This is a genomic window from Janibacter sp. YB324 (assembly GCF_014217915.1).
Classification (GTDB): Bacteria; Actinomycetota; Actinomycetes; order Actinomycetales; family Dermatophilaceae; genus Janibacter; species Janibacter indicus.
Window position 1 is genome coordinate 3,235,107 of record NZ_CP060120.1, and the last position, 25,462, is coordinate 3,260,568.

The window sequence follows — 25,462 nt, forward strand, 5'->3', positions numbered from 1 at the left end:
GTTCAGCCTCCCCGGATGACGATGAGGGACACGAGGAGGTCCTGGAGCACGGCCGCCGGGAGCAGCACCATCCACCCGATCTCCATGAACCGGTCCGGGCGCACCAGCGGAATCTTTCGGCGCAGCCACACCAGCACGGCCAGCACAACCACGGTCTTGGCGAGCATCCATGCCCAGCCAGGCATCACCGGCCCGGCGCCACCGCCCAGGAACAGCGGCACGGAGAAGGCTGCTCCGGCGGCCAGGAACAGGTAGCGCCCGGCCTGGAAGACCAGGCGGTCCACAGCCGAGAGCTCGGCCAGCACCCCACCGGCGATGTCTGGCGCCAGCGCGGGGGCGAACGGTCCCCACACGGAGAACCCGGTCACGCCCACCAGGTAGATGACAAACGCCACCGGCATCCACACCACGAACCACAGGCCGTCCTGCGCGGCCACCACGTCCCCGACGCCGAGGCTGCCGGCGGCGATCGCCGGAGCCACCAGGGCGAACATCAGCGGCAGTTCGTAGGCAAGTCCGTGGGCGAGAAAGCGGTAGCCCCCCACCAGGCTGTGGGTGGAGTTCGCGCCCCATCCCGTCAGCCACACCAACGCCCAGACCATGACGTCGACGACGTTGAACCACACAATGCCGACATCGGGATCGGCCAGCACCCACCGGCCCATCGGGATCACTGCGACCATCAAGAACGCGCCGACGAACATCCCGGCGCCACCGATCCGCCACAGCAGGGTGTCCGCGGCCACGGTGGTGCGTCGCCGCTGCCGGAGCAGCCGGGCAGTGCGGCTCAGTGGCGCGGCCCACCCGCCGCCAAGGCCGTGCTCGCGGGCCGACAGCACCGCATCCAGCGCCACCGCGAAGTAAGCCAGAGCGCACAGGAGGATGCCGGCCAGCACGGCCCACCCCACAGGAATGGTCACCAGCACACCTTCAGGCATGCCCCACCCCCTGGGTGGCAGCGAACGGTTCCAGACCCAAACTGGCCACGGCCAGTCGCGCGGTGGCCAGCTCCAACCCGACCACCAGCTGCGGCACAGCCTCCCACGGCACTGCGTCGGTCACGGCCGGCGCCAGACCCGCGCCGCCGATCTCGGCCCGAAGCCCCTCCACCATGGACGAAAGACGGTCGTGGGCGTCTCCTCGGCAGCCCTTCGGCAGGTCGTGACGTGCCAGATCGGACTGATCGAGCGGCAGTACACCACGTAGGGACCAGCGCAGGAGCCACGACTTCCGCACCGTGCGGTGCAGCGCCTCGATGGCCTCTCGGGCGGCGGGCTGATCACCACGCAACAGTGCGTCCCGGGCATGGCGAGCACATGTGGTCGCGTGCCCGGCCCCAGCGATCGCCAACAGTGCCATCACGCCGTCGCACCGCAGCGCAGTGGCTGACGCAGGATGCGCCTCAGGCTCGCTCCCGCCGGAAGTCTGGCCCGAAGCATCGACGATGGACGCCTCGGCATCGACCACGACGTCACCCTGCAGCGAGCAGAGCAGCACCAGACCGGCCGGCCAGAACGGAAGGACAGGACCAAGTGGGAGATGCAGGACATCCATCTCCAGACCGTCCCGGTCCTGACCGCCTTGGGCCAGCGCGATCCCAGCCGGGGCCATATCCATGCCTTCGTGGTCTCCGTGGTCCATGCCTTCGTGGTCTCCGTGGTCCATGCCTTCGTGCCCGCCGTGGTCCATGCCTTCGTGCCCGCCGTGGTCCATGCCTTCGTGCCCGCCGTGGTCCATGCCCTCGTGGCCCATATCCTGATGGTGGCCGTGACCCTCAGGGTCCATCTGGCCGTGGTCGTCCGGAATCTGAGGCTCTCGCGCCCGTGCTTGGGCGTCCATCCGGTGATACGGGGTGTCGAGCAGGAGCGATGCGGCGGCATCGAGGGCGCCGCCCACAGCTGTGGGCGAGGGGACGTCGGCGCGCACCCGTGGGCCGGGCATCTGCTCCCACAGGCGCTCCACGAGTTCGCCTAGCTCGGGGCCTGGCACACCGCACACGACCAGCACGTCAGCCTCTGCCGGCGTCCATGCGGCACGCCAGCCTCGACGCAGCATCTGCTGCTCGAGCTCCGCGCGCGTGAGCCACTGACCCGGTGCCTCGACGATCAGGACACGGGCGGTGCGGATCGCCAGATGGGCGAGCATCCGGGTCAGACCCATCGGAAGACCCCCTCCCGCCATGCCCACGTCACGGCGATGAGCAGTGCTCCCAGGAACAGGAACATCTCCACGACCGCAGAGATCCCTTCCTCGGCCACGATTACTGCCCACGGGTACATGAACAGCATCTCGACGTCGAAGGCGAGAAAGACGATCGAGGCGGGATACCAGCGTGCATGGAACCGAGACAGAGCATGCTCCTGCGGAACCCACCCCGACTGAGCAGGAAGCGCAGTCAGCGGATCGGCCAACACACTCACAGCCCGGTGGAGCGCATAGAGGGACACCACAGCGAATACAGCCACCAGCGCCATGGCCACGATCCCGTACACCGCGATCCGCCCTTCTCGACCTTTAGACAACGAACTCTCGTGAGGCAGCAGATGGATCGACCCTACAAGGCGTCCTCTGCCACGAGGCTGCCCATTGCTTCGCTGGTCTCACTGCCGGACGCAGACGAGTCAGACGTCACCGACGACTGCGTCGCATCCTCCTCAGCTGTTCCTCCGCAGCCTGCAAGCAGCGCGACTGCCGCCGCGGCAGTCGCCGCCACGCGAACCCGCCGATTGGCCGTTGTCATGCCATCTCCCTTCTTTCGTGTCCTCCCACGCTATACCCCTAGGCGGTATCGCCTGTGCAGGGCGAACCGGGAAGCCCCTTAGCGTCAGTCTGTCCAGAGAGAGGGCGCCATGCTGACCAGCAGTGGCAACGCCGGCATCCCAGCGACGATCCGCTCTTGGGCAATGCCGAGCGTGTTTCGGCATATCTCGCCCGGGTACCACGAACTCGTCTGCGCGCCGCACCGACCATCGTGCGCGCCGCACCATCGGATGAAGGAGCAATACATGCACACCGTGGAACAGATGCTCGATACCTACCCCAAGGACTTGGGTGGCATCGACAGGGCCAAGCTGACCGAGTGCATCCAAGCCTGCTTCGAGTGCGCCCAGACCTGCACAGCCTGTGCCGACGCCTGTCTGAGCGAGGACAAGGTGGCTGATCTCACCCAGTGCATCCGCGCCAACCTCGACTGCGCGGACATCTGCACCACGACCGGATCGGCGCTCTCGCGCCACACCGGTTACGACGCCAACGTGACGCGGGCCCTCCTCGAGGCCTGTGCAACAGCATGCACGTCGTGCGGCGACAGCTGCGAGCAGCATGCCTCGATGCATGAGCACTGCCGCATCTGCGCCGAGGCGTGCCGGCGTTGTGAGCGGGCCTGCCGCGAGCTGATCAGTTCGCTCACCTAACCGTCTACCCGAGTGCAGCTCGCGCGACCATCGCTCGTCCGTTCAGCCGGACGTGCGATGGCTGTCGCGCTCAGAGTTCGCGCTGCATGGCCTTGATCTCGGCCTTCTGGGCCTTGACGATGGCCTTGGCCATCCTCTCGACTGCATCGTCCTCAGTCGTGGTGAGAACTTGCTCTGCCATGGTCACAGCGCCCTGATGGTGCTTGATCATGAGGGTGAGCCACTGCTTGTCGAACTCGGCGCCAGTGGCCGACTCGAGTTTGGACATCTCATCCTGCGTCATCATCCCGGACCCGTGGTCCATGCCGGAAGAGCTGGCGGTGGGGGCGTCCCAGTCCTCGAGCCAACCTTCCATCGTCTGGATCTCGGTACCTTGGGCACCCTTGATGTCCTTGGCGAAGTCACGGACCTGCCCTGATGCCTTGGCGGACGGATCGAGAGCGAGGTCGGCCATCGTGATCGCTTGCTCGTGGTGGGGGATCATCATCTGGGCGAACATGATGTCGCCTTGCCGACCGTCCGCCGTCGTAGAGGTATCGCTGGCGCTCATCGGTGTCTTGTCATGGTCCATCCCGGACATGGATCCGTCTGAGCCGCTGGAGCAGGCAGCCAAGGCGCCTGCGGTGAGGGTTGTCGCGACCACGAGGGCAGCGCGCCGTCCAGGGGGGGTCATTGGGGACTCCTTCGCAAAATTGTCGAGGACAGGGTCACCCTCACGTCGCGAGATGATGATTCGATCCCGCTTTCGTTGAGGTTGGATGAAGGCCACCCGGTGCCGGTGGAGAATCGGCGAATCGCAGCGCCTGACCTGCAACAGGGATGACGGCGACGAGTCACTGCCCCAACGTCTGGGTGGTCGCTCCTGCGTCCGTGGTGCTGATCACGCGCCCTTCGACAGACGCGATGATCTCCAGCTGCCCGTCACTGGTGCGGCCCGCCCACAGCGCTTCGGCCGGGCCGATGCTCTTGGGGTGGAGGGTCCAGGTCTGGCCGGCGTCGCTGCTGGTTGCCAGTCTTCCTTCGGCTGACGAGATCACGATGGTCTCTTCGTCGGCCCAGGCGGCGAGGACGGCGGTCTCCGGTGGGGCGAGGGAGGTCCAGGTGACGCCGTCGTCCTGGCTCATCAGCAGGCCAGCGCTGGTGGTGGCCAGCAACGTCCCGGACGTGGGAGAAGCGGCCAGTACCCGTGGTGGCGAGGGGATGTCCCGCGTGTCCCAGGTCTTTTTGTCGCTGGTGTGTCGAAGCGTTCCGTCGAACCCGATGACCCCGTTCGGGCCGGCGGTCAAAGCGTGGAAGTCCGAGCGTCCACCGAGTGAGGCGACCTGCCACGTGCGGCCCGTGTCCTGCGAGGTGATGAGACCCACCGGCTGGGGGAGGTCGGTGCCGGGCGCTGGGTGACCGGAGGCGTAGAGAGTGCCGTCGTCGCCGATGGTGAAGCCCATCAGGTCGATGGCAGGACCCTTGCGGACGAGCTCGCCGTCGACTCGATGGAACAAGCCGTGGTGAGTGGCCACCAGCAGGTCGTCGGTGCGTGGGTGACGAGCGATCCCATGAACATGAATCAGGGGCGTGGGCTGCCCGGCCGCGCCGTCCTGTGCTGTGCCCGTCGATGACTCGACGCCGGCGGACTCGTTCCCGGTGTCGGATGTTGAAGAGCAGCCGGCCAGCAGCGCCAGGACAGCGACGGCAGCGACACCAAGGACGCCGCGACGTCGACGGGGCCTCATGCGGTGTACTCCAGGGCGATCATCATGCCAGCCTCTCCGTGGTAGATGTTGTGGCAGTGGATCAGCCAGTCGCCCTCGTTGTCGGCGTCGAGGTCGATGGCGAAAGACTGCATGGGGGCCATGAGGACGGTGTCCTTCCTGAGCCCGGAGGGCAGGGCAAAGGTGTGGCCGTGCACGTGCAACGGGTGGGTCATCATCGTCATGTTGGTGGCGTTGATCCGCAGTCGTTGCCCGGCCCGGACGGTCAGGGGCTCGTTCTTGCCGAACGGAGCTCCGTTCATCCCCCATGCGTAGGGCTGCATCGATCCGGTGAGAGTGAGCCGCGCGGTTGCATCGGGTCTCCTGCTGGGCAGTTTGGCTGCCTGGACCGGTCTCAGGTCAGAGCCGACGAGGACTTCTCGAGTGAGTTCTCGTGGGTTGGCGTCCGCTGCGGGGGCGGCGCCGCTTCCGGTGCGGACCAGGGCCATGGCCTGACCGCCGCTGGTCTTGCCGACCGGCTTGGCCACCAAGGGGAAGACCCCGTCCTCGAGGGTGACGATCGCGTCGTAACGTTCGCCCATCCCGATGTAGAACGCATCCGTCTCGGTCGGCTCGACCGGGAACCCATCGCTGTGCGTGATCGTCATCCGATGCCCCCCGAGAGCAACGGTGAAGATGGTGTCGGAGGCGGCATTGATGATTCGCAGACGAACCTTCTGCCCCGGCTTGGCCGTGAGCGTCTCGGGGTCTGCTGGCGGCCGTCCGTTGATGAGGAAGTAGGGGTAGGTCACGTCGCCGGCGTCACCCCAGGGCGCGGCCTCGTCCATGGCGCCTTGGTTCATGCCATCCATCTCGCCGTGGTCCATGCCACCCATGCCTCCGGATCCGGAGTCGTTGGCCAAGAGCTTCTCCAGGACCTCGTCGGGCGTGGTGCCCGTTCCGTCGATCCAGTCATCGAGGACGAGGACCCACTCGGTGTCGTAGTCGCCTGGCTCGTTCGGGTCGTCGATGATCAACGGGGCGTACAGTCCCCGGTCGAGCTGGACGCCGACGTGGGGGTGGAAGAAGTACGTGCCCGGGTCGGGCGCTGTGAATTCGTAGACGTAGGAGGTTTCTGGCTTCACCGGGTCCTGGGTCATGCCGGGGACGCCGTCGGCCGGGTTGCGCAAGCGAAGACCGTGCCAGTGGATGGTGGTTTCGTCCGGAAGTCGGTTGTCGAGAGTGACCCGCAGGAAGTCGCCGGCGGTGGCCCGCAGAAGTGGGCCAGGCACGGCGTCGCCGTATCCCCAGGTCGAGACGGTGCGGCCCGCTAGATCGAGGGTGATCGGCTTGGCGGTCAACGTCTTGGTCACCACCGTCTGGCCCGGGTCAGGTGAGACCGGCGTCGGAGCGCCGAAGGTGCCCTTCGGCGCGCTGGCACCCGATCCTTGGGTGGCGGCATAGGCTCCGAAGCCCGCTGCGCCAGCGGTACCGAGACCGCCGATCAGCAGGCCACGGCGAGTGATGGTGTTCATAGTTCCCTTCCAAGCGTCGATGTACCGACGCGCGTCAGCGGCCGTGAATGATCAGGTGACGTCGCTTTTCGTACTCATCGACGCTGATGTCACCGCGGGCCAGTCCTTCGTCGAGAAGCGTCAGCGCGTCGGCCCGGGTAGGGCCTGTGGCGGTGCTGCTCTGGCCGGGGAACAGTGCGCGCACGGCGAGCACGACGATCACCCAGAAGGCGAGGACGCCTGCGGCCATACCCAGCCACATCATGTCGCAGCCGTGGTTCCACATCATCGGAGACTCCTTCTTGAAGCCGACCTCCCGGCATGCAGACAGGCTCCGGCGGGAAGGTCATGGGTTGGTGGTCGCCGCGTTGAGGTTTGACGAAGATCCTCGTCGATTCGCCGCTGATGTCGGCCGTGGTGCGACCCTCGGGTGAGACTGTCTGTCGTGAGCACACGAACCCCTGTCGAGCCGTTGGCGAAGGTGCTCATCATCGAGGACGAGAAGACGCTGGCAGAGATGATCGCCGCCTATCTCGCCCGCAGCGGGTACCAGACCACAGTCGAGCACAACGGCGTCGCCGGAGTCGAAGCAGCACGAGAGCAGTCCCCAGACGTGGTGATCCTCGACCTGGGACTGCCCGGACTGGACGGCATCGAGGTCTGCCGCCAGATCCGCACCTTCAGCGACTGCTACGTCATCGTCGTGACCGCCCGATCGGACGAGGTGGACACCCTGATCGGCTTGTCCGTGGGCGCCGATGACTACGTCACCAAACCCTTCAGCGTGCGCGAGCTGATGGCACGCGTGCAGACGGTCCTGCGTCGCCCACGGGGCGGGAACGCCGGCAACTCCAGCGCTGCGGCGACCCCATGGGTATTCGGCGATCTTCAGGTCGACCCGCTCGGGCAGCAGGTCCACCTGAAGGGAGAACCAGTTCCGCTGACACCGACCGAACGGGATCTGCTGATGACCTTGGCCCAACGGCCCTCGATGGCCTTCTCCCGCACGCAGCTCATCGAGGAGGTCTGGGGTGGCGGCTGGGTCGGGGACGAGCACCTGGTCGACGTCCACATCGCTCACCTGCGACGCAAGCTCGGAGACAACCCCGATCTCGCTCGCTACATCACCACGGTGCGCGGCATCGGTTACCGGATGGGGCCCGGATGAACAAGCGCGTCAACACACTCTCCAAGGGTCTGGCGCCTCGACTACTGGCGGGACAGATCCTGGTACTCCTTGCGGGAGCACTGACAGCCGGGCTCGTCGCCGCCGTCATCGGCCCCCCGATCTTCCACGACCACCTCCTCCAAGCGGGGCACCAGGAGAACGCACCCGAGCTGGTCCACATCGAGATGGCCTACCGGGACGCTTCGCTCATCGCCTCGGGTGTGAGCCTGCTCATCTCTCTGACTGGGGCGACTGCGGTGGCCTGGTTCCTCGCCCGACGGCTGCGTCAACCGCTGGCGCAGATGACCGATGCCGCGCGCGAACTGAGCCGTGGCCATTACTCCACCCGCGTGCCTCATGTCGGTGCGGGGACTGAGCTCGAGACCCTCGCCGGAGCATTCAACGTGATGGCGGCCCGCTTGGAAGGAGTCGAGGACACCAGACGACGGATGCTGTCCGACCTCGCCCACGAACTGCGCACGCCGATCGCGACCTTGAGCGCCTACCACGAGGGACTGCACGACGGCGTGGTGACCCTCGGTGATGACTCTCGTCTCGCGTTGACCGCCCAGACGGAACGGCTGGCGCGACTGGCCGAGGACATCAACGAGGTCTCCACAGCCGAAGAAGGACACCTCGCCCTCGATCTCCGCAGCCACAACGTCGGTGACCTACTGTGGGCCGCCTACGGAGGCATGCGTGACAGCTACTCCGACAAGGGGCTCAATTTGGTACTGGACCTGGACGAGAAAACAGGACTGGAGACCCTTGTCGATCCGGTCCGATTCGCCCAAGTCATGACCAACCTCCTCACCAACGCCCTCAGGCACACACCGGCGGAAGGAACAGTCACCCTTGCGGCGAGACGCGACAGCGGAGAAGCCATCATCACCGTCACCGACACCGGCGACGGCATGACCCCCGACCAGGTGCAGCACGCATTCGAACGCTTCTACCGCGGCGACTCGGCCCGCACAAACGACCAACGAGGATCTGGCATCGGCCTGACCATCAGCAAAGCCATCATCGACGCGCATCACGGAGGACTCACCGCATCCAGCCCCGGCCCCGGAAAGGGCTCATGCTTCACCATCTCCCTACCGCTCGTGCGCTGACCGTGAAGATCGCCGGAAACCGCGCGGCACCACCAGTTCGACGATGCCTCGGAATCATCGGCAGCTGGGCGCCAGGAGTGACGTCCTGCAGAGTGGATGCTCCTATTGCTGTCAAGCGTCCTGTGGTGGGCTGATCTTGTCCAGAGCGAGGGTGGCTAGGCGTTCGAGTTCGGGGTCGGCGCGGGTGCCGATCTCGAGTCGTCGTAGGCGCTGGTAGGGGACGCCAAGGCTTTGAGCCAGGACGCTGATCGGGGTGCCGATCGCCTGTCGCCGGGCTCGGAGCTCGTGTCCGGCCGGGTGGTCCTTGGCAGGGTTGAGCAGGGCGGCGTAGACCTCGTTCGCGACATGTCGTTTCAGGCACCGCATGATGTCGCGGTCCGTGAGTTGCTCTGCGCGACGCCGTTCGAAGTAGACCGTCGTGCGCGGCTCGCGGTGCCGCATGCGCAGCAGCACGATGCGGTGCAGGGCGGCGTTCGCGTGCCGGTTCCCGCCGCGAGAGAGCCGGTGCCGTGTGCGTTGCCCGGACGAGGCGGGGATCGGGGCGACGCCGGCGAGAGCGGCGAAGCTCGCCCGGGTGCCGAGCCGCTCGGGGTTGTCGCCGGCGGCGACCAGGAGCGTCGCGGCGGTGACCGGGCCGACTCCCGCTCAGTGACAGCAGCGTGGGGTTGACTTGCCGGGCGAGGAAGTCCAGCTGCTGTTCAATGAGGTCGATCTCAGCTTGCATCGTGAGGTAGCGAAGCGCGAACCGCCGCAGTGTCTGCCGGGCGACCACGTCCGGGTCAGGAGACGGGATCGTCCCGGGCCTGGTCTTTGCGAGCGTGTTCACCAGTCGCTGCCCGCTGAGGTGTCGGAATGCTTGTCGCACCAGCTCGGGCGCGGTGATCAGCAGTGCATGGATCTGGTTCATTACCTGTGCTCGCGCCTTCGCTGCGGAGCGTCGCTCTGCCAGCAGGATCCGCATCGACTCGACTGCTCCGTCACCAGACTTCGGGATCGCGGTGTCGGTGCCGGCTAGGACCGCGACGGCTGCCTGGTGCGCGTCGAGCGGGTCGGACTTGCCTCGACGCCGTCGTGTTTGCCGGTCCTGGCGTGCGACTTCAATGACGGTCAGACCGGCGGCGTTCAGCGCTCGGACGAGACCGGCCCCGTAGGAACCAGTCCCCTCAACACCAACCCGTGCGACATCGCCGTGCTCGTGGAGGAACGCGATGACCTGCGCGTAGCCGCGGCCGTCTGCGCGGAACTCTCGGTCGGCGACAGGTCTGCCGACGAGATCGAGGATTGCGACGTGATGCGTGTTCTTGTGCGTGTCGACGCCTGCGACCAGCCCGGACGGTGGCGGTAGCGGGTTGGTGAGCGGCGCGTCGGGTGTCATGCTCGTCATTGACGGGAATCCCTTCCAACGGTGGGTGAACGTCACCGCGGGTCGGGTGAGTGCAGACAGCACAAAGGTGAGACGACTTCCCGGTCAGGCTCCTATCAAGTCATGTACCCGCCCGGCCCGCAGCGACCCCGGCGTCGACGGACAGATCCACAAAAAGACAGCCGCGAACGGCGTCCGTGTAATTTCGGGTCACGCCGGCGCCGGAGCCGAATCCATCATCTCTGTGTACGGCTCCCGGTGAGCGTGTCGCTGTAGAAGCAGTGACGGCCACCGCGTGATCCTTCGAGTGATCTCCTACAACCGACTCGAAGAAGGACACGACGATGACCGTCAACACCAGTATCGACCCTGCTCGAGGAACAGCTCGCCCAGGCGAGCCCCGATCTGCTGCGCGAGCTCCTCGCCACGTTCATCAACACGCTGCTGTCGGCTGAGGCCGACGCGGTCTGTGGTGCCGAGTACGGCACGAGTACCCCGGACCGGGTCAACCGTCGTAACGGCTACCGGTACCGCGACTTCGACACCCGCGCCGGCACCCTGGACGTCGCGATCCCCAAGCTCCGTCAGGGGTCCTACTTCCCCGAGTGGCTCCTCGAACGCAGGAAGCGCGCCGAGCGGGCGCTGACCAGTGTGGTGGCGACCTGCTACCTGCTCGGAGTCAGCACGCGTCGGATGGACAAGCTGGTGGCCTCGCTGGGCATCACCAGCCTGTCGAAGTCCCAGGTCTCTGAGATGGCTAAGGAGCTCGACGCCCACGTCGAGCAGTTCCGCACCCGCTCCCTGGCCGAGGCCGGGCCGTTCACGTTCGTGGCCGCCGATGCACTGGTCCTCAAGGTCCGCGAGGGTGGCCGCGTCGTGCCGGTACACGCGCTCATCGCGACCGGCGTCAACGCCGACGGACACCGCGAGATCCTCGGCATCCAGGTCACCACCAGCGAGGACGGCGCCGGGTGGCTGGCGTTCTTCCGCGACCTCACCGCCCGCGGCCTGTCCGGTGTCCGGCTCGTCACCAGCGACGCTCACCGCGGACTGACCGCGGCGATCGCCGCCACTATGGCCGGTGCCGCGTGGCAGCGGTGCCGCACCCACTACGCCGCGAACCTGATGTCCGCGACCCCGAAATCCAGCTGGGGCTGGGTCAAGGCGCTGCTGCACTCGATCTACGACCAGCCCGACGCTGATGCGGTCCACGCCCAGTTCGACCGCGTCGTCGACGCGCTGGCCGAAAAGCTCCCCGCCGTGGCCGACCACCTCGACGGCGCCCGCGCCGACATCCTCGCCTTCACCGCGTTCCCCAAGGAGATCTGGCGTCAGATCTGGTCGAACAACCCCAACGAACGCCTCAACCGCGAGATCCGCCGACGCACCGACGTCGTCGGGATCTTCCCCGACCGCGCATCCGTCATCCGGCTCGTCGGGGCCGTCCTGGCCGAGCAGCACGACGAATGGGCCGAAGGGCGCCGCTACCTCGGACTCGACGTCCTCGCCCGATCACAGGCCGCCAACACCGCCACCGACGAGGAGGTGAACGCACCAGCCCTTCAGACCACCACGGCCTGACCCGCCAACGACGAAGGATCACCCTGTCGTACACCACGTCACCGGACTTGACCCATGTCAGATGGCTGGCGACTAACCGCATCGACTGGGTGCCCTTGCCGTCAGTGGCCCCTGCAAGCTCTGGGCTAGCGGCCTGTCTGTACCCGCGAGTCGAAGGGCGGGTCTTCGCGGACGGTGAGCCCGTACGGCTCGGCCAGGCGGTCGCGCGGCGACGCCCTCTCAAGAAGGTCGACGGTGAGTTGGAATGCGGCCACGGCGTCGTCGTCCGTGGGGAACAGACGGTGATGGATGACTTGGTTGCGTGCCGTCAGAACGGACTCCCGGAATCTCGCAGGCAGGATGCTGGAATCACCAGCGGCCTCCTCCTCTGTCACAAGCGTGCCAAGGGTCGGCTTGCCCGCTTTGGGCATCCGGCGAACTCGGGTGAGGTACTCGGTGAGAGCCACCTCGGCCGCGATGCCCGCCTCGATGAGGACACGGCGATACTGGCCAATCTCGAACGCCCGAAGAGCCTCGCGGAGTAGCTGCCACTCGAGCGGCGGGGCATGACCGCAGCCAGCAGCATGAAAGGCCGACGAGAGACTGCCACTCGCTCCGAACCCCATGCTGGGCCGCCATGACTGGCGGAGAGACGACCTGCGCAGCTCAGTGGTCCAAGCGCCGCCTAGACGATCGCGGTAGAGCAGGTGCAGCGAGCCGGTCGACCAATGGAACCTGTCGGCCCCTTCAAGGTCTTGGGACGTGAGGATCTCGATCCACACCTTCGCGAGGCGCCACCAGTCGCCGATCGCCGCCTGCACTGCTTCCGAAGCGTCCTTGGGCGCAGAATCTCCCGGGTCCACAGCCAGGCGGAAGTCGCGAATGGCGACGCGACCCGAACCCAAATTTCTGCCCCATTTTGGCCAGTCGGGCTCGCTGGGAAAGTGGGCTCCGGACCAGTCGAAGTCTTCGCCGTAGGCTTCGAACTTGGGGGGCGCTAGCGGTCCCGACCGCTCGTAGGCTAGATCGAGTCGAGGCATCGAGACATAGGTCAAGAATCCGGCGATTGCGGTCAGATACGTTTGCCCGAGGGCGCCGGTACCAGCCTCGATGGGCGAGGTACCGGGACCGTCGACCAGGTGTGGATGGTAAATGCCGTCGATTAGCGTCTTGCCGCTGCTGTTTTCCCGGCGTTGGTTGTGGGCCCTCGTCAACTCCTCGGCATCGTTTGCTCGCTGGGTCAGGTACCAGGGATCATCCGGGAAGCTCATGGTCCACCAGTCAAACGCAGTCCACCGACTTCGGCGATGCTTGGCCCTCGGTCATCCCGGTGTCCGCTGGTCATGGGCTGTCTCATAGGACGCGTCAGCAAGCGCAACCACAACGCCCGCCACCCCGGGCCCGTCACTGAAGAAGTAGTCGGCTGAACCGCCCCGGTGTGTCCGGAGACCTTCTAGTTTGAGACTCCAGCGGTTGCTGGGGCCTGGTGGTGAGCGTAGTGAGCCTGCTCGGCCTGCACTGGGGTGAGGTCGTCGCAGTACTCGTGGGGTCGGCGGTGGACGCTTCTATATGCGTCAAGCAGCGGCGGCTGGGGCGGTTTGCTCTTGGGTCCGTAGGTGTCGGGTGGTGCGCCAGATCTCTCGGATGAGGTGTCGTTTGAGGCATCGGATGATCTCGGATTTGGTCTTGCCCTCGGCCGTTCGTCGGGTCACGTAGGTCTTGGTGCGCTCGTCGAGCCTCATGCGGACGATGACGATGCGGTAGAGCGCTGCGTTGGCCTGCCGGTGTCCACCTCGGTTGAGTCGGTGACGGTTGGTCCGGCCGGAAGAGGCTGGGATGGGGTTGACGCCGCATAGTTTGGCCAGGGCGGCCTCACTGGTGACCCTGGCGACGTTGTCGCCGATGACTGTGAGGAGCTCGGCGGCCGCGTCGGGGCCGATGCCGCACCCCTCGCGGAGCTGGGGAGCGACCGCGGTGGTCAACCGGTCCAGCTGCGCTTCGTGCTTAGTGATCTCCTCGCTGAGGTAGAGCCACCGGCGAGCCATCGCGCGCAGCGCATACTTCGTCGCGGCGGTGGGGTCATCGACCTCGCCTGGCCTGAGCCCTGCGCAGCGGCGCAGCAGGGCCATCTTGGTCAGCGGCTCGAGTTGCTCGCGCAGATCGGCAGGAGCGGTGACGATCAGGTGCCGCAGGCTGATCATCGTGGCGGCCCGGGCTTTGACCGCGGCGTGCTTGGCGCACTTGATGACGCGGATCATCTCAATGTTCCCGTCCGCGGTCTTCGCGGTTGCGGTGACAGTCCCGGCCAGCACGGCACGGGCGGCGTTCTCCGCGTCGAAGGCGTCCGTCTTGCCGCGCAGGCGACGGTCTCGCCGGTTGGGGCGGGCGACCTCATGGATCGTGACGCCCGTGGGGCGCAGGGCCGCGACCAGTCCGGCCCCATACGAGCTTGTGCCTTCGATGGCGTACGTCAGGGCAACGTCCGCCACCTGGCCAGTGACCTGTCGGCGCAGGCCCTCGGCCCACAGTGCGAGGCGGTCATATCCGGTCCGTGTGGCACTGAAGCGAGCGATCTCGAGTAGAGCACCGCGCTCATCCACGGCTGCGGCCACGTGGAAGTCCTTGTGGGTGTCGACGCCGACGATGAGGCCAGGTGCCTCGATGCGTCCGCGTGGATGTGATGGGCTCGTATTCGTCATGATGCTCACTGCTGGCCTCCACTGATCGGTGCGGGACAGCGAACGGACCGGCCGGAGCGGGACAGAACTGTGACGAGACCAAGTCAGATCAGGCTTCTATCAGGTCACTGCCCGGCCGGTCTGATCACCGGGACGCATCCGCCGGCTCAGGGTCGACAGGTCCACTCGAAGGACACCGTCCAAGGGGACGGGTCAGTTGTAACCAGGGGTCAGACCCTGGCCAGCGGATGCCTGAGCAGTCTCACAGTTGTACCAGTCGACCCACTCGGCGGTGGCGATCTCGAGGTCGTCGAAGCCCTTCCACGGCCGCTGTCGCTTGACCAGCTCGGTCTTGTAGAGCCCGATGATCGACTCGGCCAGCGCGTTGTCGTGCGACGAGCCGACGAGGCCGGTCGAGGGCTTGATTCCCGCGGTGTCGAGCCGTTCGGAGTAGGCCACGGACATGTACTGCGCGCCGTGGTCGTGGTGGGCGATCAGGCCGGTCAGGTCACCGCCACGATCTTCGCGGCCGCGGGTCCAGATGGCCTGCTCGACTGCGTCCAGGACGAGCTGGCTGGTCATCGTGGTCGACACCGACCAGCCCAGGATCCGCCGGGCGTAGGCGTCGATGACAAAGGCGGTGTAACACCAGCCCGACCACGTCGAGCAGTACGTGAAGTCGGCCACCCACAGCCGGTCCGGCGCCAACGGCTCGAAGTTGCGATCGACCAAGTCAAGCGGTTTCGGGGCCTTCGGGTCGCTGATCGTGGTGCGCTTGACCTTCCCGCGCACCGCGCCTGCCAGCCCAAGCTCGCCCATGAGCCGCTCGACGGTGCAGCGCGCGATCGGCGATGCGTCGGCTGCCCGCTGACGGTTGAGCGTCAGCCACACTTTCCGTGCGCCGTAGACGCCGTAATTGGCCGCGTGGACCTGCTCGATCATCGGCTTCAGCTCCTCGTCGCGCACCTGCTGGGCGCTCGGCTGGCGGCCTCGGTGCTCGTAGTAGGTCGCGGGGGCGATCATGCAGCCGAGCTCGGTGAGCGCGGCGCAGATCGACTCGACACCCCATCGCAGACCCTGCCCGTCGGCGTCCTCGTGCTGCTGACCGACGTGCTCGTCGATGTAGCGCACGATCAGCGCTGTGGCCGGTCGAGTTCGGCCGCGAAAAAAGCCGACGCGCTCTTGAGGATCGCGTTCGCGCGTTTGAGCTCGGCGTTCTCCCGCTTCAGCCGCTTCAGCTCTGCCGACTCCTCGGACGTGACCCCCGGGCGCTGGCCGGCGTCCACCTGCGCCTGGCGACACCACTTGCGCACCGTTTCCGGTGTGCCCACCCCCAGCAGCTCGGCGACCCGGCTCATCGCGGCCCACTCCGACTCGTGCTCGGCCCGGACCTCGGCGACCATCCGTACCGCCCGCTCACGCAGCTCGGCCGGATACCTCTTCGATGTACTCCCTGACATGACTCCATCCTTCCCAAGGAACGGAGCCTCCGGACACGCCGGGGCGGTTCAGATCCAGGTGCGACGTTGGTGCTCCAAGGTCAAGGGGGCGGCGGCCTTGAAGCTGCCGCCCGCGTCCGGTGGGCTGAGCAAGTCTTGGCTGGTGCGCGGGGGCGTCGTTGATGGTCACCAGGTGGCGGCGTGCGTGCGTGCCCATTCTTCGAAGGTCCGTCCGGCGTGCTTTGTGAGTCGGGGGGCGGTGTCCAGGACGTGCCCGGCTCCTTCAGGTGGGTTGGTGGCGAGTTGGATGCCGAACTCGACGTAGTCATCGCCGAGGCCATGTGTTGCCAGTCGTGCCCGCTCTTGGTCCTCTGTGAGCTGGACGTGACGGATTGGGCGGCCGATTGCCTGGGACAGGATTTCGGTCCGTTTGGCCGGCGTGAGGGCCTCTGGGCCGGTGACTCGGTAGTTCTGCCCTGCGTGTCCGTCTTGGGTGATGACACAGGCGAGGACATCGGCGATGTCTGCCTCGTGGACGATGGCGCTCGGGTAGGTGGCCAAGGTGGACACCGTGTTGCGGTCTCTGATCTCTTCGGACCAGTCGGTGGTGTTGTACATGACTTCGACTGGTTCGACTCGACTCCAGGCCAGAAAACTGTCCTCGAGGGCCTCTTCGATGCTGGTGGGTGCCCAGCCTGCGAGGACACTTGCTCGTTGGACGCCTGCTTGCATCGCGAGGGCGATGATGTCGGCGCCGTTGGCGAGGGGTTCGCCGTAGTCTCCTCCAAAGGTGATGAGGTGGACTGCCTCGATTTCGCGAAGCGGGCGGCGCAGCGAGTCGGTGTCGGTGAGGTCACCTTGGACGACCTCCACGTCCTTGGGAAGTTGGGCCTGATCAGGATGCCGTGTGAGGGCGCGGACGTGGTGACCCTCGGACAGGAGTTGGTGGACGAGGTGGCTGCCGATGCGGCCCGTGGCGCCGGTGACGAGGATGTTCATGCTGGTGTGTCCTTTCGCGATGGGTTGGCTAGGTGGTGCTGCGGTTCAGAGAGCGGATCCCGACGAGGGCGCCGATTGCGGCGGTTAGGAGAGCCGCGGCGAAGCCCCAGCCGACGTTGGTAGTGGCCAGTTGTCCCGCGAACAGGTCGCGTTCGGCGTTGACCACGTGGGTGAGGGGGTTGGCCGTGGCCAGTGCCCGCATCCACTGGGGTGCGGCGTCGAGGGGCAGGAGCATTCCGGACAGGATCATCAGCGGGAAGAGCAAGGTCTGGTGCACGGTCCAGAACAGCCAGTCCTGCTCGCGGACCGCCAGGGCCAGCGCGTAGCTGAGTGATCCGATCCCGAGGCCGAGGATTCCCAGGAGGAGTAGGCCAATGAGGGCGCCTGCGGGGCTGGGCCTGAATCCGAAGGGCACCATGACCAGGATGATCACCAGTGCTTGGGCGGTCAGCGGTGTGAACTCCTTGAGGGATTCGCCCAGGAAGAGGGCCGGTCGTGCCAGTGGGGTGACCAAGAGGCGTTCGTGGGTTCCGCTGACGAGGTCCATCTGCAGGTTCGAGCCTGCCCCAGCGGTACCGAACAAGGCGATCATCACCAGGACACCGGGCACGAACCAACTCCATGAGGGTCCGCCTTCGGTGTTCAGCAAGGGGCCGAACAGGAGCAGGAAGAACAGGGGTTGGACGAGTCCGACCACCAGGGAGAGGGGTCGCTCGCCACGGGCTTGAGCTCGCGGGCAGCGACCAAGAGGGTATCGGTGGCGATGCTTCGCCGAGACGTGCTGATGGTGGTCATGCGGACTCCTTGGTGGTGGCGGTGTCGCGCAAGCTGCGCCCGGTCAAGGTGAGGAAGACATCGTCGAGGCTGGATTCCTCGCCGTGTGCCCGGGTGACGGTGATCCCGTGGCCTGCGGCCAGGGTGAGCAGATGGGGCATGGACGAGCGGGTATCCGTGACGTGGGCGCGCACGGTGCAACCGCTCGCGGAGGCGTGCAGCACTTCTTGGGCCTCGCCCAGGTGCGCAGCCAGCACATGCGCGGAAGGTTGGTCGCTGGTGACCAAGGTGACGTGGCTGCCGACGTGGCGATCCTTGAGTTCCCGGGCGGACCCGTCGGCCAGGATGCGCCCGTGATCCACGATGATGATGCGTTCGGCCATGGCGTCTGCCTCGTCGAGATAGTGCGTGGTGAGGACGACCGTCATTCCGGTGTCTTCTCGGAGCCGACGGATGTGCTCCCACAGGTAGGCGCGGTTCTGGGGGTCGAGGCCGGTGGTGGGTTCATCGAGGAACAGCAGGCGCGGGTTGTGGACCAGCCCCATGGCCAGGTCGAGGCGGCGGCGCTGGCCTCCCGACATCTCGCGCGTGCGTCGCTGCTCCATGCCTTGGAGATCGAAGGTGGTGAACAGTTCATCAGCACGCCGGCTTGCCTGGTCACGGCTGGCGCCGTAGATCCTGGCCTGACTGATGACCTCGTCCTTGGCGCGCTGTGCATGTCCTGCGCTGTTGCCTTGACCGACGTAGCCGATCACTGAGCGCACACGACTGGCCGCCCTGACGACATCGCAGCCAGCAACGCGGGCGCTGCCTGCCGATGGTGGGAGCAACGTGGTGAGCATCCGAATCAGCGTCGATTTGCCAGCGCCGTTGGGGCCGAGGATTGCGACGGTCTCGCCTTGGGGCACCGACAGGGAAATGTCGTCAACTGCGACTACGTCCTCCCCGCCGCGGGCGGCGAAGACGCGGCGCAAGCCATCGACGGAGATCATGGGTGGTGAGTGGTGAACCATGTGTTCATCCAAGCGACCCATGTGGACGAAATATGACCACAAGACCTCGTAGCATCGTGGCATGTCGACGATCAGTGCACGGGTGCTGGAGCTTCTCGCGCTCCTCCAGAGCCGACGTCATTGGTCCGGCGAGGAGTTGGCTGAACGTCTGGGGGTCAGCCCTCGGACACTGCGACGCGATGTCGAGAGCTTGGTGGAACTGGGCTACCCGATCGTCACGACCAGAGGGACAGGAGGCGGCTACCAACTTGCGCCCGGGGGGTGTCTACCGCCTTTGGTGCTCAGCGAGGACGAGGCGGCCGCCGTGGTCCTGGCATTGAAGGACGCAGCCACTGGCGCCCACTCCACCGAGTCGGGCGCTGCCGTGACTGCCCTGTCCAAGATCGTCCAAGTCCTGCCCACCAAGATTCGCCGACGCATTGACTCCCTCCGACACGTCGCCACCTTGCCCGGCCCCTATGGAATCCCGCCAACTGTTGACACAGTTGCGCTCACGACGCTGTCGTTGGCAGCGCGCGACCACGAGACCGTTGAGTTCGTCTACACAGATGCACACGGCAACCGATCACAGCGCACGACGCAACCCCATCACGTGGTCTCCCTGCACCAGCGCCTGTACTTGGTCGCCTACGACCTGCAGCGTTCAGACTGGCGTACCTTCCGCATGGACCGGATCGCGAAGCCCAAGCGCACGAGGGAGACTTTTGCGCCGCGCCAGCTGCCAGTGGCTGATCCGGCCGAATATGTGCGCACGAGCGTGATGAGCGCCCCGGTGGTCCACAACCTCACCGCCACCATCCAGACCCCCGCACAGGCAGCCCAACGCGCGCTCGGAGAGTGGGGCACCGCCACCCCGATCGACCCAATTACCTGCCTCGTTGTCATCGCAGCCACAGACTTGGACTGGGCCACATTTGCCTTGGTGGCGATCGGTGCCCCATTCACCATCGACGGCCCGGAGGAGGCCATCGTCCACGCGAGGGGCTGGGCAACAAGGCTTGCCATCGCCACCGAGCCAGACGGAGTCAGCTCCTGAAGCCCTCCCGTGCGGACAACAGCGGAACACGATGCGAGGGGTTCGGGCTGCCAGAGAATGCCAGATCGCTCGATCAACGTGTCCGGTCACTACAGCTAGTGGAGACTTGCAGCGCGCTGCGGCCGACGAGGCTGAGACGATCCGCCCGAAAGTCCAGTTGAACGCCATTGTCGATAAGGGTCGGCCGAGCGACGAATCTCAACCGTGAACGCGACAGACCGCCAGGTCGACGACGACCCAGCCTCACCCAGCGGTGACTAACAGCCGCCCAACTACGGCCAGCCAAGCGCTCCCCCCACTCGAGCTTCAGTACCGCAAGCAGACCGAGGGAGACGCGGTCGGCAGTAGCCCCCTGCCCGCGCGGCGTCCGAGCACCAGAAGTCTGGCGTCCTAGTGCCCTCGGATCCTCGAATCTTAGATAGAAGTCGACTTGCTCTAATTTAGGGCGCTTCTCGACATCAGATGTCGAGATGCAGCGCAGATTGCACACGACACGCGGCCCACTCTGCACGGATCGCCCCTGATTGGCTCAGCTGTGCAAAGTAGGGACTGACCCCATGCTCATCGCGCTTGCCTTGGGCCGGACCTCAGACCGTGGACGGCCATGCCCCGAGCGGTCGTTGACTCTCGTCCGTCAGAGGGGCACTTCCCAGTTGCTGATGAGGCGGGTCTGCAGCCACTGCGTCATGGAGTCCCAGCCTCCGGTGAGCAGCAGGAGACCAACGATGATGAGCAGCCCAGCTCCTGCGACTTGGATCGCACGCTGCTGGCGCTGCAGCCAGGTCGAGACCGGAGCCCACCGTTCGTAGGCGGCGGCGATAAGAAGGAAGGGCAGGCCGAGCCCCAGGCAGTAGGCGACGGCGAGGGTCACCGCCCGCGTCATTGACGCCTCCGCGGTGAGGTTGAGCGCGAGGACGGCTGCGAGGGTCGGGCCCATGCATGGAGCCCAGCCCAGGCCGAAGACGGCGCCGAGGACCGGCGCCCCGGCCAGGCCTGTTGCGGGCTTAATCGGAAGGCGGAAGGTCCGCTGCTTGCCAGCACCGAGGAAGACCAGGGCCATGAGGATCACGAGCACGCCACCGAGGCGCATGAGCAGCACTCGGTGCTCGACGAAGATCTGCCCGGCGGTCGCAACGAACATCGACGCAAGGATGAAGACGGCCGTGAAGCCGAGGATGAACATTAGGGTGCCGAGGATCATGCGGCCGCGGCTGCGCTCCTCGAGGGCTACGTCGGACAGGCCGGTGACGTAGCCGAGGTAGCCCGGCACGAGCGGCAGCACGCACGGGGTCGCGAAGGAGACGAGCCCGGCGAGGGCGGCGACGAGCACCGCGAGGGGGAGGGCTCCGTCGGTTACCTGGTCGCTCAGCGAGGAAGACAGCCCGGTGAGGGACGGGAGTGCAGTGGTCATGCGCCTTCGGCGAGGGCGTCTTCGACCAGGCCCTGGAGGGTCGACTGGGTGGTTGCCCCGAGGACGACGGCGGCGATGCGGCCCTCGCGGTCGAGGACAGCGGTCGAGGGTTGGGTGGTCATTTTGCCCTGCATGTCGATGGCGGTCGACCCGCTCTTGTCATAGATCGAGGGCCAGGTGAAGCCCCACGTCCTGGCCTGGGACCGGCCGGTCGCCACTGAGGACTCGCGGTAGTTGATCCCGACGAGCTCGACTTCCTTCTCATTCAGCTCCTTGTTGAGCTCGACGAGGTGCGGGGCCTCCTTGGCGCACGGGCCGCACCAGCTGGCCCAGACGTTGACCACGACGACCTTGCCTCGGTGGTCGGCGCTGTCCCAGGTCTCACCGTCCAAGGTGTCACCAGCGAGCTCGACGGGTTCGCCGCGTTCGTCGGTGTCGAAGAGGGTCACGCTGCCGTCCCCAGCGCGGTAACCGGCATCCGGGGCCGCCTCCGAAGCGCCGGAGTCGGCGGAACATCCGGTGATCGCGGCGACGGCGAGGGTGCTAGCGGTCGCGACCACGGCGCGGCGGGTGGGACGGAGGGCAGTCATGCGGGTCATGCTCCTGATGGTCGGTCCAAGGTCCTCGTTGTTGGCTTCAGCGGTGCACTCGCCCATGGTCGGCTGCTACAGGAGCGTGACCCAGTAGTCCCAGAACCTGATGGCGATGAGGACGGTGATCACGAGGCACCAGCCGGTCACGATCGCTCCGCGGAACTCCGTCAGGGCGGCGAGGGTGCGCTGTCCGCGGGGAGTGGCTCTGTCTCGAAGTCGCTGGAGGTTGTGGACGGTGGTGTACGCGAAGACCGCGATGGTCACGACCCACACCACCATGCAGTACGGGCACAGCGCGCCGATGACGTAGAGGCTCTGGTAGATCAGCCAGTGGATGAAGACCACCGCGAGGGTCACTGCTGCCTGAGTGGCCAGCCACAGCCATCGGGGGAGGCTGACTCCGGTGGTCAGGACCGCTCCGAGCGTGGCCAGAGCGGCGAACCCGGCGACTCCGATGATGGGGTTGGGGATGCCGAAGGCGTCGGCCTGTGGGGTGGACATGATGGAGCCGCAGGAGAGGATCGGGTTGATGCTGCAGGTAGGGACGTAGTCCGGGTTCTTGAGCAGCTCGAACTTCTCCACCAGCAGCACGACAGCGCAGACCAGCCCGACCAGGCCCCCGATGAGGTGCAGGCGGCCGAGTCCACGTGCGCTGGTCGCCGGTGCGGGCATCCCCGTGGCCGGGTCAGTCTTCGATCGCGGCATCAAGCTTGGTCTCGAAGTCACCGATGGTGGACGGTTCGATCTTCTCCCCGTCGAGGAAGAACGTTGGTGTACCGGTCACGCCCAGCTCCTGCGCGTCTTGCGTGCTCTGCTCGATGCGCTTCTTGATGGCCGGGTCCTTCACGTCCGCGCGGTACTGCTCCATGTCCAGACCCAGGTCCTTGGCGTACCCCTCGAACGTCTTTGCCTTGGAGGACTCCGAGTGGCTCCACTCGCCTTGGGTCTCGAAGAGTTGGTCGTGCATGGCCTCGAACTCACCCTGCTCACGGGCGGCCTCGGCGGCCAGGGCCGCGTTCATCGAGTTGCCGTGCAGGGGGAGGTATCGCACGACGAAGGTCACGTCATCGCCGTACTTCTCCCGCAGGTCCGTCATGACGGGGTGGGCTGCACCGCAGGCCTCGCACTCGAAGTCGAGGTACTCCACGAATGTCGCTTCCTTGCCGGAGGTCAGGCGGGGGCTGTCCTCGCGCACCAGCGGCTCGGACGTCCCGTTGCCGGAGTCGCTGGGTGTCGCTTCGTCACCGGCGCGGCTGAACGTCACCGCGGCGACCAGGGCCACGAGCACCGCCACGATCATGGCCATGGACAGCTTCAGGCTCTTGCTCATCGGGTTCCCATCGTCGAAAGGCGCTGGCTGCGCGCAGGGTATGCACTGTTCCTGTCCTCTGGCTGGGAGGGGCGCTCGGTGCGGATGGCTCGGAGCCCGTTGCCGATGACGACGACCTCAGCGATCTCGTGGACCAGCACGACCGCGGCCAGGCCCAGCACGCCGAACAGGGCCAGTGGGAAGAGGATGGCGATCAGGGCCACGGACAGCACGACGTTCTGGGTCATGATCGCCCGCCCGCGGCGGGCGTGCGCGAGAGCCTGGGGTAGCAGGCGCAGGTCGTGGCCGGTGAAGGCGACGTCGGCGGACTCGATCGCAGCCGCGGACCCGCTGGCGCCCATGGCGATACCCACGGTGGCCGAGGCCAGTGCAGGCGCGTCGTTGATGCCATCGCCGATCATCGCCGTCGGGCTCGTTTTCTTCGAGCCTCGGATGTGCTCGGCCTTGTCCTGAGGCAGGGTCTCTGCGTAGACGTGTCGAATGCCCGCTTCGCTGGCCAATGCCTGGGCCGTGCGGGTGTTGTCGCCGGTGAGCATCATTGTGGACACGCCCTGCTGGTGCAGGTCCGCGATGGCCTGGGCTGCCTCGGGGCGCAGCTCGTCGCGGATGCCGATCACGCCGCACGCACGGTCGTTGACCTCGACCACCACGAGGCTCATGCCCTCGTCGGCCATGGCGCCGGCCTGCGCGGTCAGGTCCTTGGGGGCGACCCAACGGGGGCTGCCCACGCGCACCCGGCGTCCGCCGACCAGCCCGGTCAGGCCGTGTCCGGCGTGCTCCTGGACGTTGCTCGCTTCGGGCCGGTCCGGTGAGGCGGCGACCACGGCTGCAGCCAGCGGGTGGCTGCTGGCAGCCTCAAGTGCCGCTGCCAGGGCAAGCACCTCGGCGTCGGTGTGACCGCTGGCCGGGTGAGTGGTTACCACCCGGGGCTCGTTGCGGGTCAAGGTGCCTGTCTTGTCGAAGGCGACCGCGCGGATCGTGCCGAGCTGCTCGAAGGCGGCCCCGGACTTGATGATCACCCCGAATTTGCTGGCCGAGCCGATCGCCGAGATCACCGTGACCGGGACCGCGATCGCCAGCGCGCAGGGTGAGGCTGCGACCAGCACCACCAGGGCCCGCTCGATCCACGTCTGCGGGTCACCGATCACGAACCCGAAGGCGGCGATCAGTGCTGCGGCGAGCAGGACCAGCGGCACGAGGGGTCGGGCGATCCGGTCGGCCAGACGGGCGCGTTCACCCTTGTCCGCGTGAGCCTGCTCGACCAGTTCAACCATCTGGGTCAAGGAGTTGTCGCGCCCGTCGGCGACCGCCCTGATGCGCAACGTTCCCGAGGTGTTGACCGACCCGGCCGCCACCGCGTCACCGGGAGCAACCTCGAGGGGGATCGACTCACCGGTGATCGCCGAGGTGTCCAACCACGAGTGCCCGGCCTCGACGCTGCCGTCGGTGCTGACCCGGTCGCCGGCGCCGACGACGAGGACATCGCCCCGACGGACCTGCTCGGCCGGGATGCTCTCGTTCGTTCCCGCTCGCGAGACCACCGCGGTCTCGGGGATCAGGGACAACAACGCCCGCAGCCCGTGCCGAGCTCGATCCATGGCGCGGTCCTCGAGCGCCTCGGCAATGGAGAACAGGAAGGCCAACGCGGCGGCCTCACCCACGTGCCCTAGCAGCACGGCACCCGTGGCGGCGATCGTCATGAGCAGCCCCACGCCCAACCGGCCAGCCCCTCGGCCCGTGATCAGCTGCCGCACCGCTGCCGGAGCGAACGTCCAAGCGCCAGCCGCCAACCCGAGCACGTAGGCGACCACGGCAGGGTCTTCGGCGCCGGCGAGCTCCAGAAGCAGACCGGTCAGCCACAGCACGCCCGCGACGAGCGGCAGCGCCAGGGCACGATCACGCCACCAGGGTGCGAGTTCTTCGATCACGGGCTCGTCGGTGCCACAGCACGCATCACTCACGTCAGACCACCTGCTCATCGGCGACGGGACGAGGCGCGCTCCCGCAGCACAGCGGCACGTCACAGTCCTCGTCCACGCAGGGGACCCCGTCGTCGACCGCCAGGACCACCTCCATCAACGACTCCAAAGCGCGCGTCAGGTGCGCGTCGGCGATCTCGTATCGGGTGCGGCGCCCTTCCGTGACAGTGACGACGATCCCGCAGCCACGCAGACAGGCCAGATGGTTCGAGACATTCGTACGGCTCAGATCGAGGTCGCGCGCCAATTGGGCCGGATAACCGGGCGCCTGCAGCAGCGACATCAGGATCCGCGCCCGAGTCGGGTCCGCCATTGCCCTCCCCAGCCGATTGAGTACGTCCAGACGAGCGGCACTGTTCAGCATGCACTGACTATACATCGACCGCTGACCC

24 protein-coding genes and 2 pseudogenes are annotated in these 25,462 nt (G+C 66.7%); 5 read left to right on the plus strand and 21 right to left on the minus strand.

Features of this window, described 5'->3' with window-relative positions; all coding sequences use genetic code 11:
• Positions 1–2: 2 nt before the first annotated feature.
• From H7A72_RS15910 to H7A72_RS15920, 3 genes are read right to left on the minus strand one after another with little or no spacing between them, the layout of a single operon-like run.
• The gene (locus tag H7A72_RS15910) at positions 3–920 is read right to left on the minus strand and encodes a complex I subunit 1 family protein (RefSeq protein WP_223277687.1); all 918 of its coding nucleotides are present in this window, start codon (positions 918–920) and stop codon (positions 3–5) included.
• A 10-nt stretch (positions 921–930) separates the two neighbouring features.
• Positions 931–2,160 (minus strand): hypothetical protein, encoded by a 1,230-nt coding sequence (locus H7A72_RS16820; protein ID WP_223277688.1) that lies wholly within the window; start codon positions 2,158–2,160, stop codon positions 931–933.
• Positions 2,151–2,492 (minus strand): NADH-quinone oxidoreductase subunit A, encoded by a 342-nt coding sequence (locus tag H7A72_RS15920; RefSeq protein WP_200811261.1) that lies wholly within the window; start codon positions 2,490–2,492, stop codon positions 2,151–2,153. Before H7A72_RS15920 ends, H7A72_RS16820 begins: the two co-directional genes overlap by 10 nt.
• Positions 2,493–3,005: 513 nt before the next feature.
• On the opposite strand from H7A72_RS15920, the gene H7A72_RS15925 reads away from it, so the two are divergent.
• On the plus strand, positions 3,006–3,413 hold the full coding sequence (locus tag H7A72_RS15925; protein WP_084453131.1) for a four-helix bundle copper-binding protein: 408 nt from the start codon (positions 3,006–3,008) through the stop codon (positions 3,411–3,413).
• Between the two features lie 70 nt (positions 3,414–3,483).
• On the opposite strand, the gene H7A72_RS15930 is transcribed toward H7A72_RS15925, so the two are convergent.
• The 4 genes from H7A72_RS15930 to H7A72_RS15945 form a co-directional block, all read right to left on the minus strand.
• Entirely contained in the window at positions 3,484–3,963 is a 480-nt protein-coding gene (locus H7A72_RS15930; protein WP_223277689.1) for a DUF305 domain-containing protein, read from the minus strand.
• A 283-nt stretch (positions 3,964–4,246) separates the two neighbouring features.
• Positions 4,247–5,140, minus strand: a complete 894-nt coding sequence (locus H7A72_RS15935; RefSeq protein ID WP_084453113.1) for a F510_1955 family glycosylhydrolase — start codon at positions 5,138–5,140, stop codon at positions 4,247–4,249.
• On the minus strand, positions 5,137–6,633 hold the full coding sequence (locus H7A72_RS15940; RefSeq protein WP_084453115.1) for a multicopper oxidase family protein: 1,497 nt from the start codon (positions 6,631–6,633) through the stop codon (positions 5,137–5,139). The genes H7A72_RS15935 and H7A72_RS15940 overlap by 4 nt, the downstream gene beginning before the upstream one ends.
• A 34-nt stretch (positions 6,634–6,667) precedes the next feature.
• A complete protein-coding gene (locus H7A72_RS15945) occupies positions 6,668–6,901 on the minus strand; it encodes an SHOCT domain-containing protein (RefSeq protein ID WP_084453117.1) in 234 nt (77 codons plus the stop codon).
• A gap of 156 nt (positions 6,902–7,057) precedes the next feature.
• On the opposite strand from H7A72_RS15945, the gene H7A72_RS15950 reads away from it, so the two are divergent.
• Complete coding sequence (locus H7A72_RS15950) at positions 7,058–7,780, plus strand: response regulator transcription factor (protein WP_255494255.1); 723 nt, start codon at positions 7,058–7,060, stop codon at positions 7,778–7,780.
• The gene (locus tag H7A72_RS15955; protein ID WP_084453121.1) at positions 7,777–8,895 is read left to right on the plus strand and encodes a cell wall metabolism sensor histidine kinase WalK; all 1,119 of its coding nucleotides are present in this window, start codon (positions 7,777–7,779) and stop codon (positions 8,893–8,895) included. Before H7A72_RS15950 ends, H7A72_RS15955 begins: the two co-directional genes overlap by 4 nt.
• Before the next feature lie 111 nt (positions 8,896–9,006).
• Here the strand turns inward: H7A72_RS15955 and H7A72_RS16825 are convergent.
• Positions 9,007–9,525 (minus strand): annotated as a pseudogene (locus H7A72_RS16825) (transposase); the annotation flags it as partial.
• A gap of 313 nt (positions 9,526–9,838) precedes the next feature.
• Positions 9,839–10,279, minus strand: a pseudogene (locus tag H7A72_RS17290) (transposase); the annotation flags it as partial.
• 348 nt (positions 10,280–10,627) lie between these two features.
• Here H7A72_RS17290 and H7A72_RS15965 point away from each other — a divergent pair.
• Complete coding sequence (locus tag H7A72_RS15965; protein WP_084453123.1) at positions 10,628–11,839, plus strand: IS256 family transposase; 1,212 nt, start codon at positions 10,628–10,630, stop codon at positions 11,837–11,839.
• A gap of 125 nt (positions 11,840–11,964) precedes the next feature.
• On the opposite strand, the gene H7A72_RS15970 is transcribed toward H7A72_RS15965, so the two are convergent.
• The 6 genes from H7A72_RS15970 to H7A72_RS15995 form a co-directional block, all read right to left on the minus strand.
• The gene (locus tag H7A72_RS15970; protein ID WP_143445640.1) at positions 11,965–13,089 is read right to left on the minus strand and encodes a hypothetical protein; all 1,125 of its coding nucleotides are present in this window, start codon (positions 13,087–13,089) and stop codon (positions 11,965–11,967) included.
• Between the two features lie 303 nt (positions 13,090–13,392).
• On the minus strand, positions 13,393–14,517 hold the full coding sequence (locus H7A72_RS15975) for an IS110 family transposase (protein ID WP_072626112.1): 1,125 nt from the start codon (positions 14,515–14,517) through the stop codon (positions 13,393–13,395).
• A gap of 192 nt (positions 14,518–14,709) precedes the next feature.
• Positions 14,710–15,956, minus strand: a protein-coding gene (locus tag H7A72_RS15980; protein ID WP_223277690.1) for an IS3 family transposase whose coding sequence is annotated in 2 segments (ribosomal slippage) — positions 14,710–15,662 and positions 15,662–15,956 — 1,248 coding nt in all. Because the reading frame shifts where the segments join, the coding sequence is not laid out codon by codon here.
• A gap of 165 nt (positions 15,957–16,121) precedes the next feature.
• Positions 16,122–16,934 carry an NAD(P)H-binding protein gene (locus tag H7A72_RS15985; RefSeq protein ID WP_084453216.1) on the minus strand — a complete coding sequence of 271 codons (813 nt, stop codon included), beginning with the start codon at positions 16,932–16,934 and terminating at the stop codon, positions 16,122–16,124.
• Positions 16,935–16,962: 28 nt separating this feature from the next.
• On the minus strand, positions 16,963–17,631 hold the full coding sequence (locus tag H7A72_RS15990) for an ABC transporter permease (RefSeq protein ID WP_255494258.1): 669 nt from the start codon (positions 17,629–17,631) through the stop codon (positions 16,963–16,965).
• 94 nt (positions 17,632–17,725) lie between these two features.
• Positions 17,726–18,700, minus strand: coding sequence for an ATP-binding cassette domain-containing protein (locus H7A72_RS15995; RefSeq protein WP_084453214.1), 975 nt, complete (start codon positions 18,698–18,700; stop codon positions 17,726–17,728).
• Between the two features lie 82 nt (positions 18,701–18,782).
• Between H7A72_RS15995 and H7A72_RS16000 the strand changes: the two genes are divergently transcribed.
• Positions 18,783–19,757 carry a YafY family protein gene (locus H7A72_RS16000; protein ID WP_084453212.1) on the plus strand — a complete coding sequence of 325 codons (975 nt, stop codon included), beginning with the start codon at positions 18,783–18,785 and terminating at the stop codon, positions 19,755–19,757.
• Between the two features lie 634 nt (positions 19,758–20,391).
• On the opposite strand, the gene H7A72_RS16005 is transcribed toward H7A72_RS16000, so the two are convergent.
• From H7A72_RS16005 to H7A72_RS16030, 6 genes are all read right to left on the minus strand, one after another.
• Entirely contained in the window at positions 20,392–21,168 is a 777-nt protein-coding gene (locus H7A72_RS16005; protein WP_084453198.1) for a cytochrome c biogenesis CcdA family protein, read from the minus strand.
• Entirely contained in the window at positions 21,165–21,758 is a 594-nt protein-coding gene (locus H7A72_RS16010; RefSeq protein ID WP_159451243.1) for a TlpA disulfide reductase family protein, read from the minus strand. The genes H7A72_RS16005 and H7A72_RS16010 overlap by 4 nt, the downstream gene beginning before the upstream one ends.
• Positions 21,759–21,833: 75 nt before the next feature.
• Positions 21,834–22,433, minus strand: coding sequence for a vitamin K epoxide reductase family protein (locus H7A72_RS16015; RefSeq protein ID WP_223277691.1), 600 nt, complete (start codon positions 22,431–22,433; stop codon positions 21,834–21,836).
• A 13-nt stretch (positions 22,434–22,446) separates the two neighbouring features.
• Positions 22,447–23,061: a thioredoxin domain-containing protein gene (locus H7A72_RS16020; RefSeq protein ID WP_223277932.1), complete on the minus strand. Its 615-nt coding sequence runs from the start codon at positions 23,059–23,061 to the stop codon at positions 22,447–22,449.
• A 26-nt stretch (positions 23,062–23,087) separates the two neighbouring features.
• Positions 23,088–25,070 (minus strand): cation-translocating P-type ATPase, encoded by a 1,983-nt coding sequence (locus H7A72_RS16025; RefSeq protein WP_084453190.1) that lies wholly within the window; start codon positions 25,068–25,070, stop codon positions 23,088–23,090.
• Positions 25,054–25,434 (minus strand): helix-turn-helix transcriptional regulator, encoded by a 381-nt coding sequence (locus H7A72_RS16030; RefSeq protein WP_084453188.1) that lies wholly within the window; start codon positions 25,432–25,434, stop codon positions 25,054–25,056. Before H7A72_RS16030 ends, H7A72_RS16025 begins: the two co-directional genes overlap by 17 nt.
• Between the last annotated feature and the right edge of the window lie 28 nt (positions 25,435–25,462).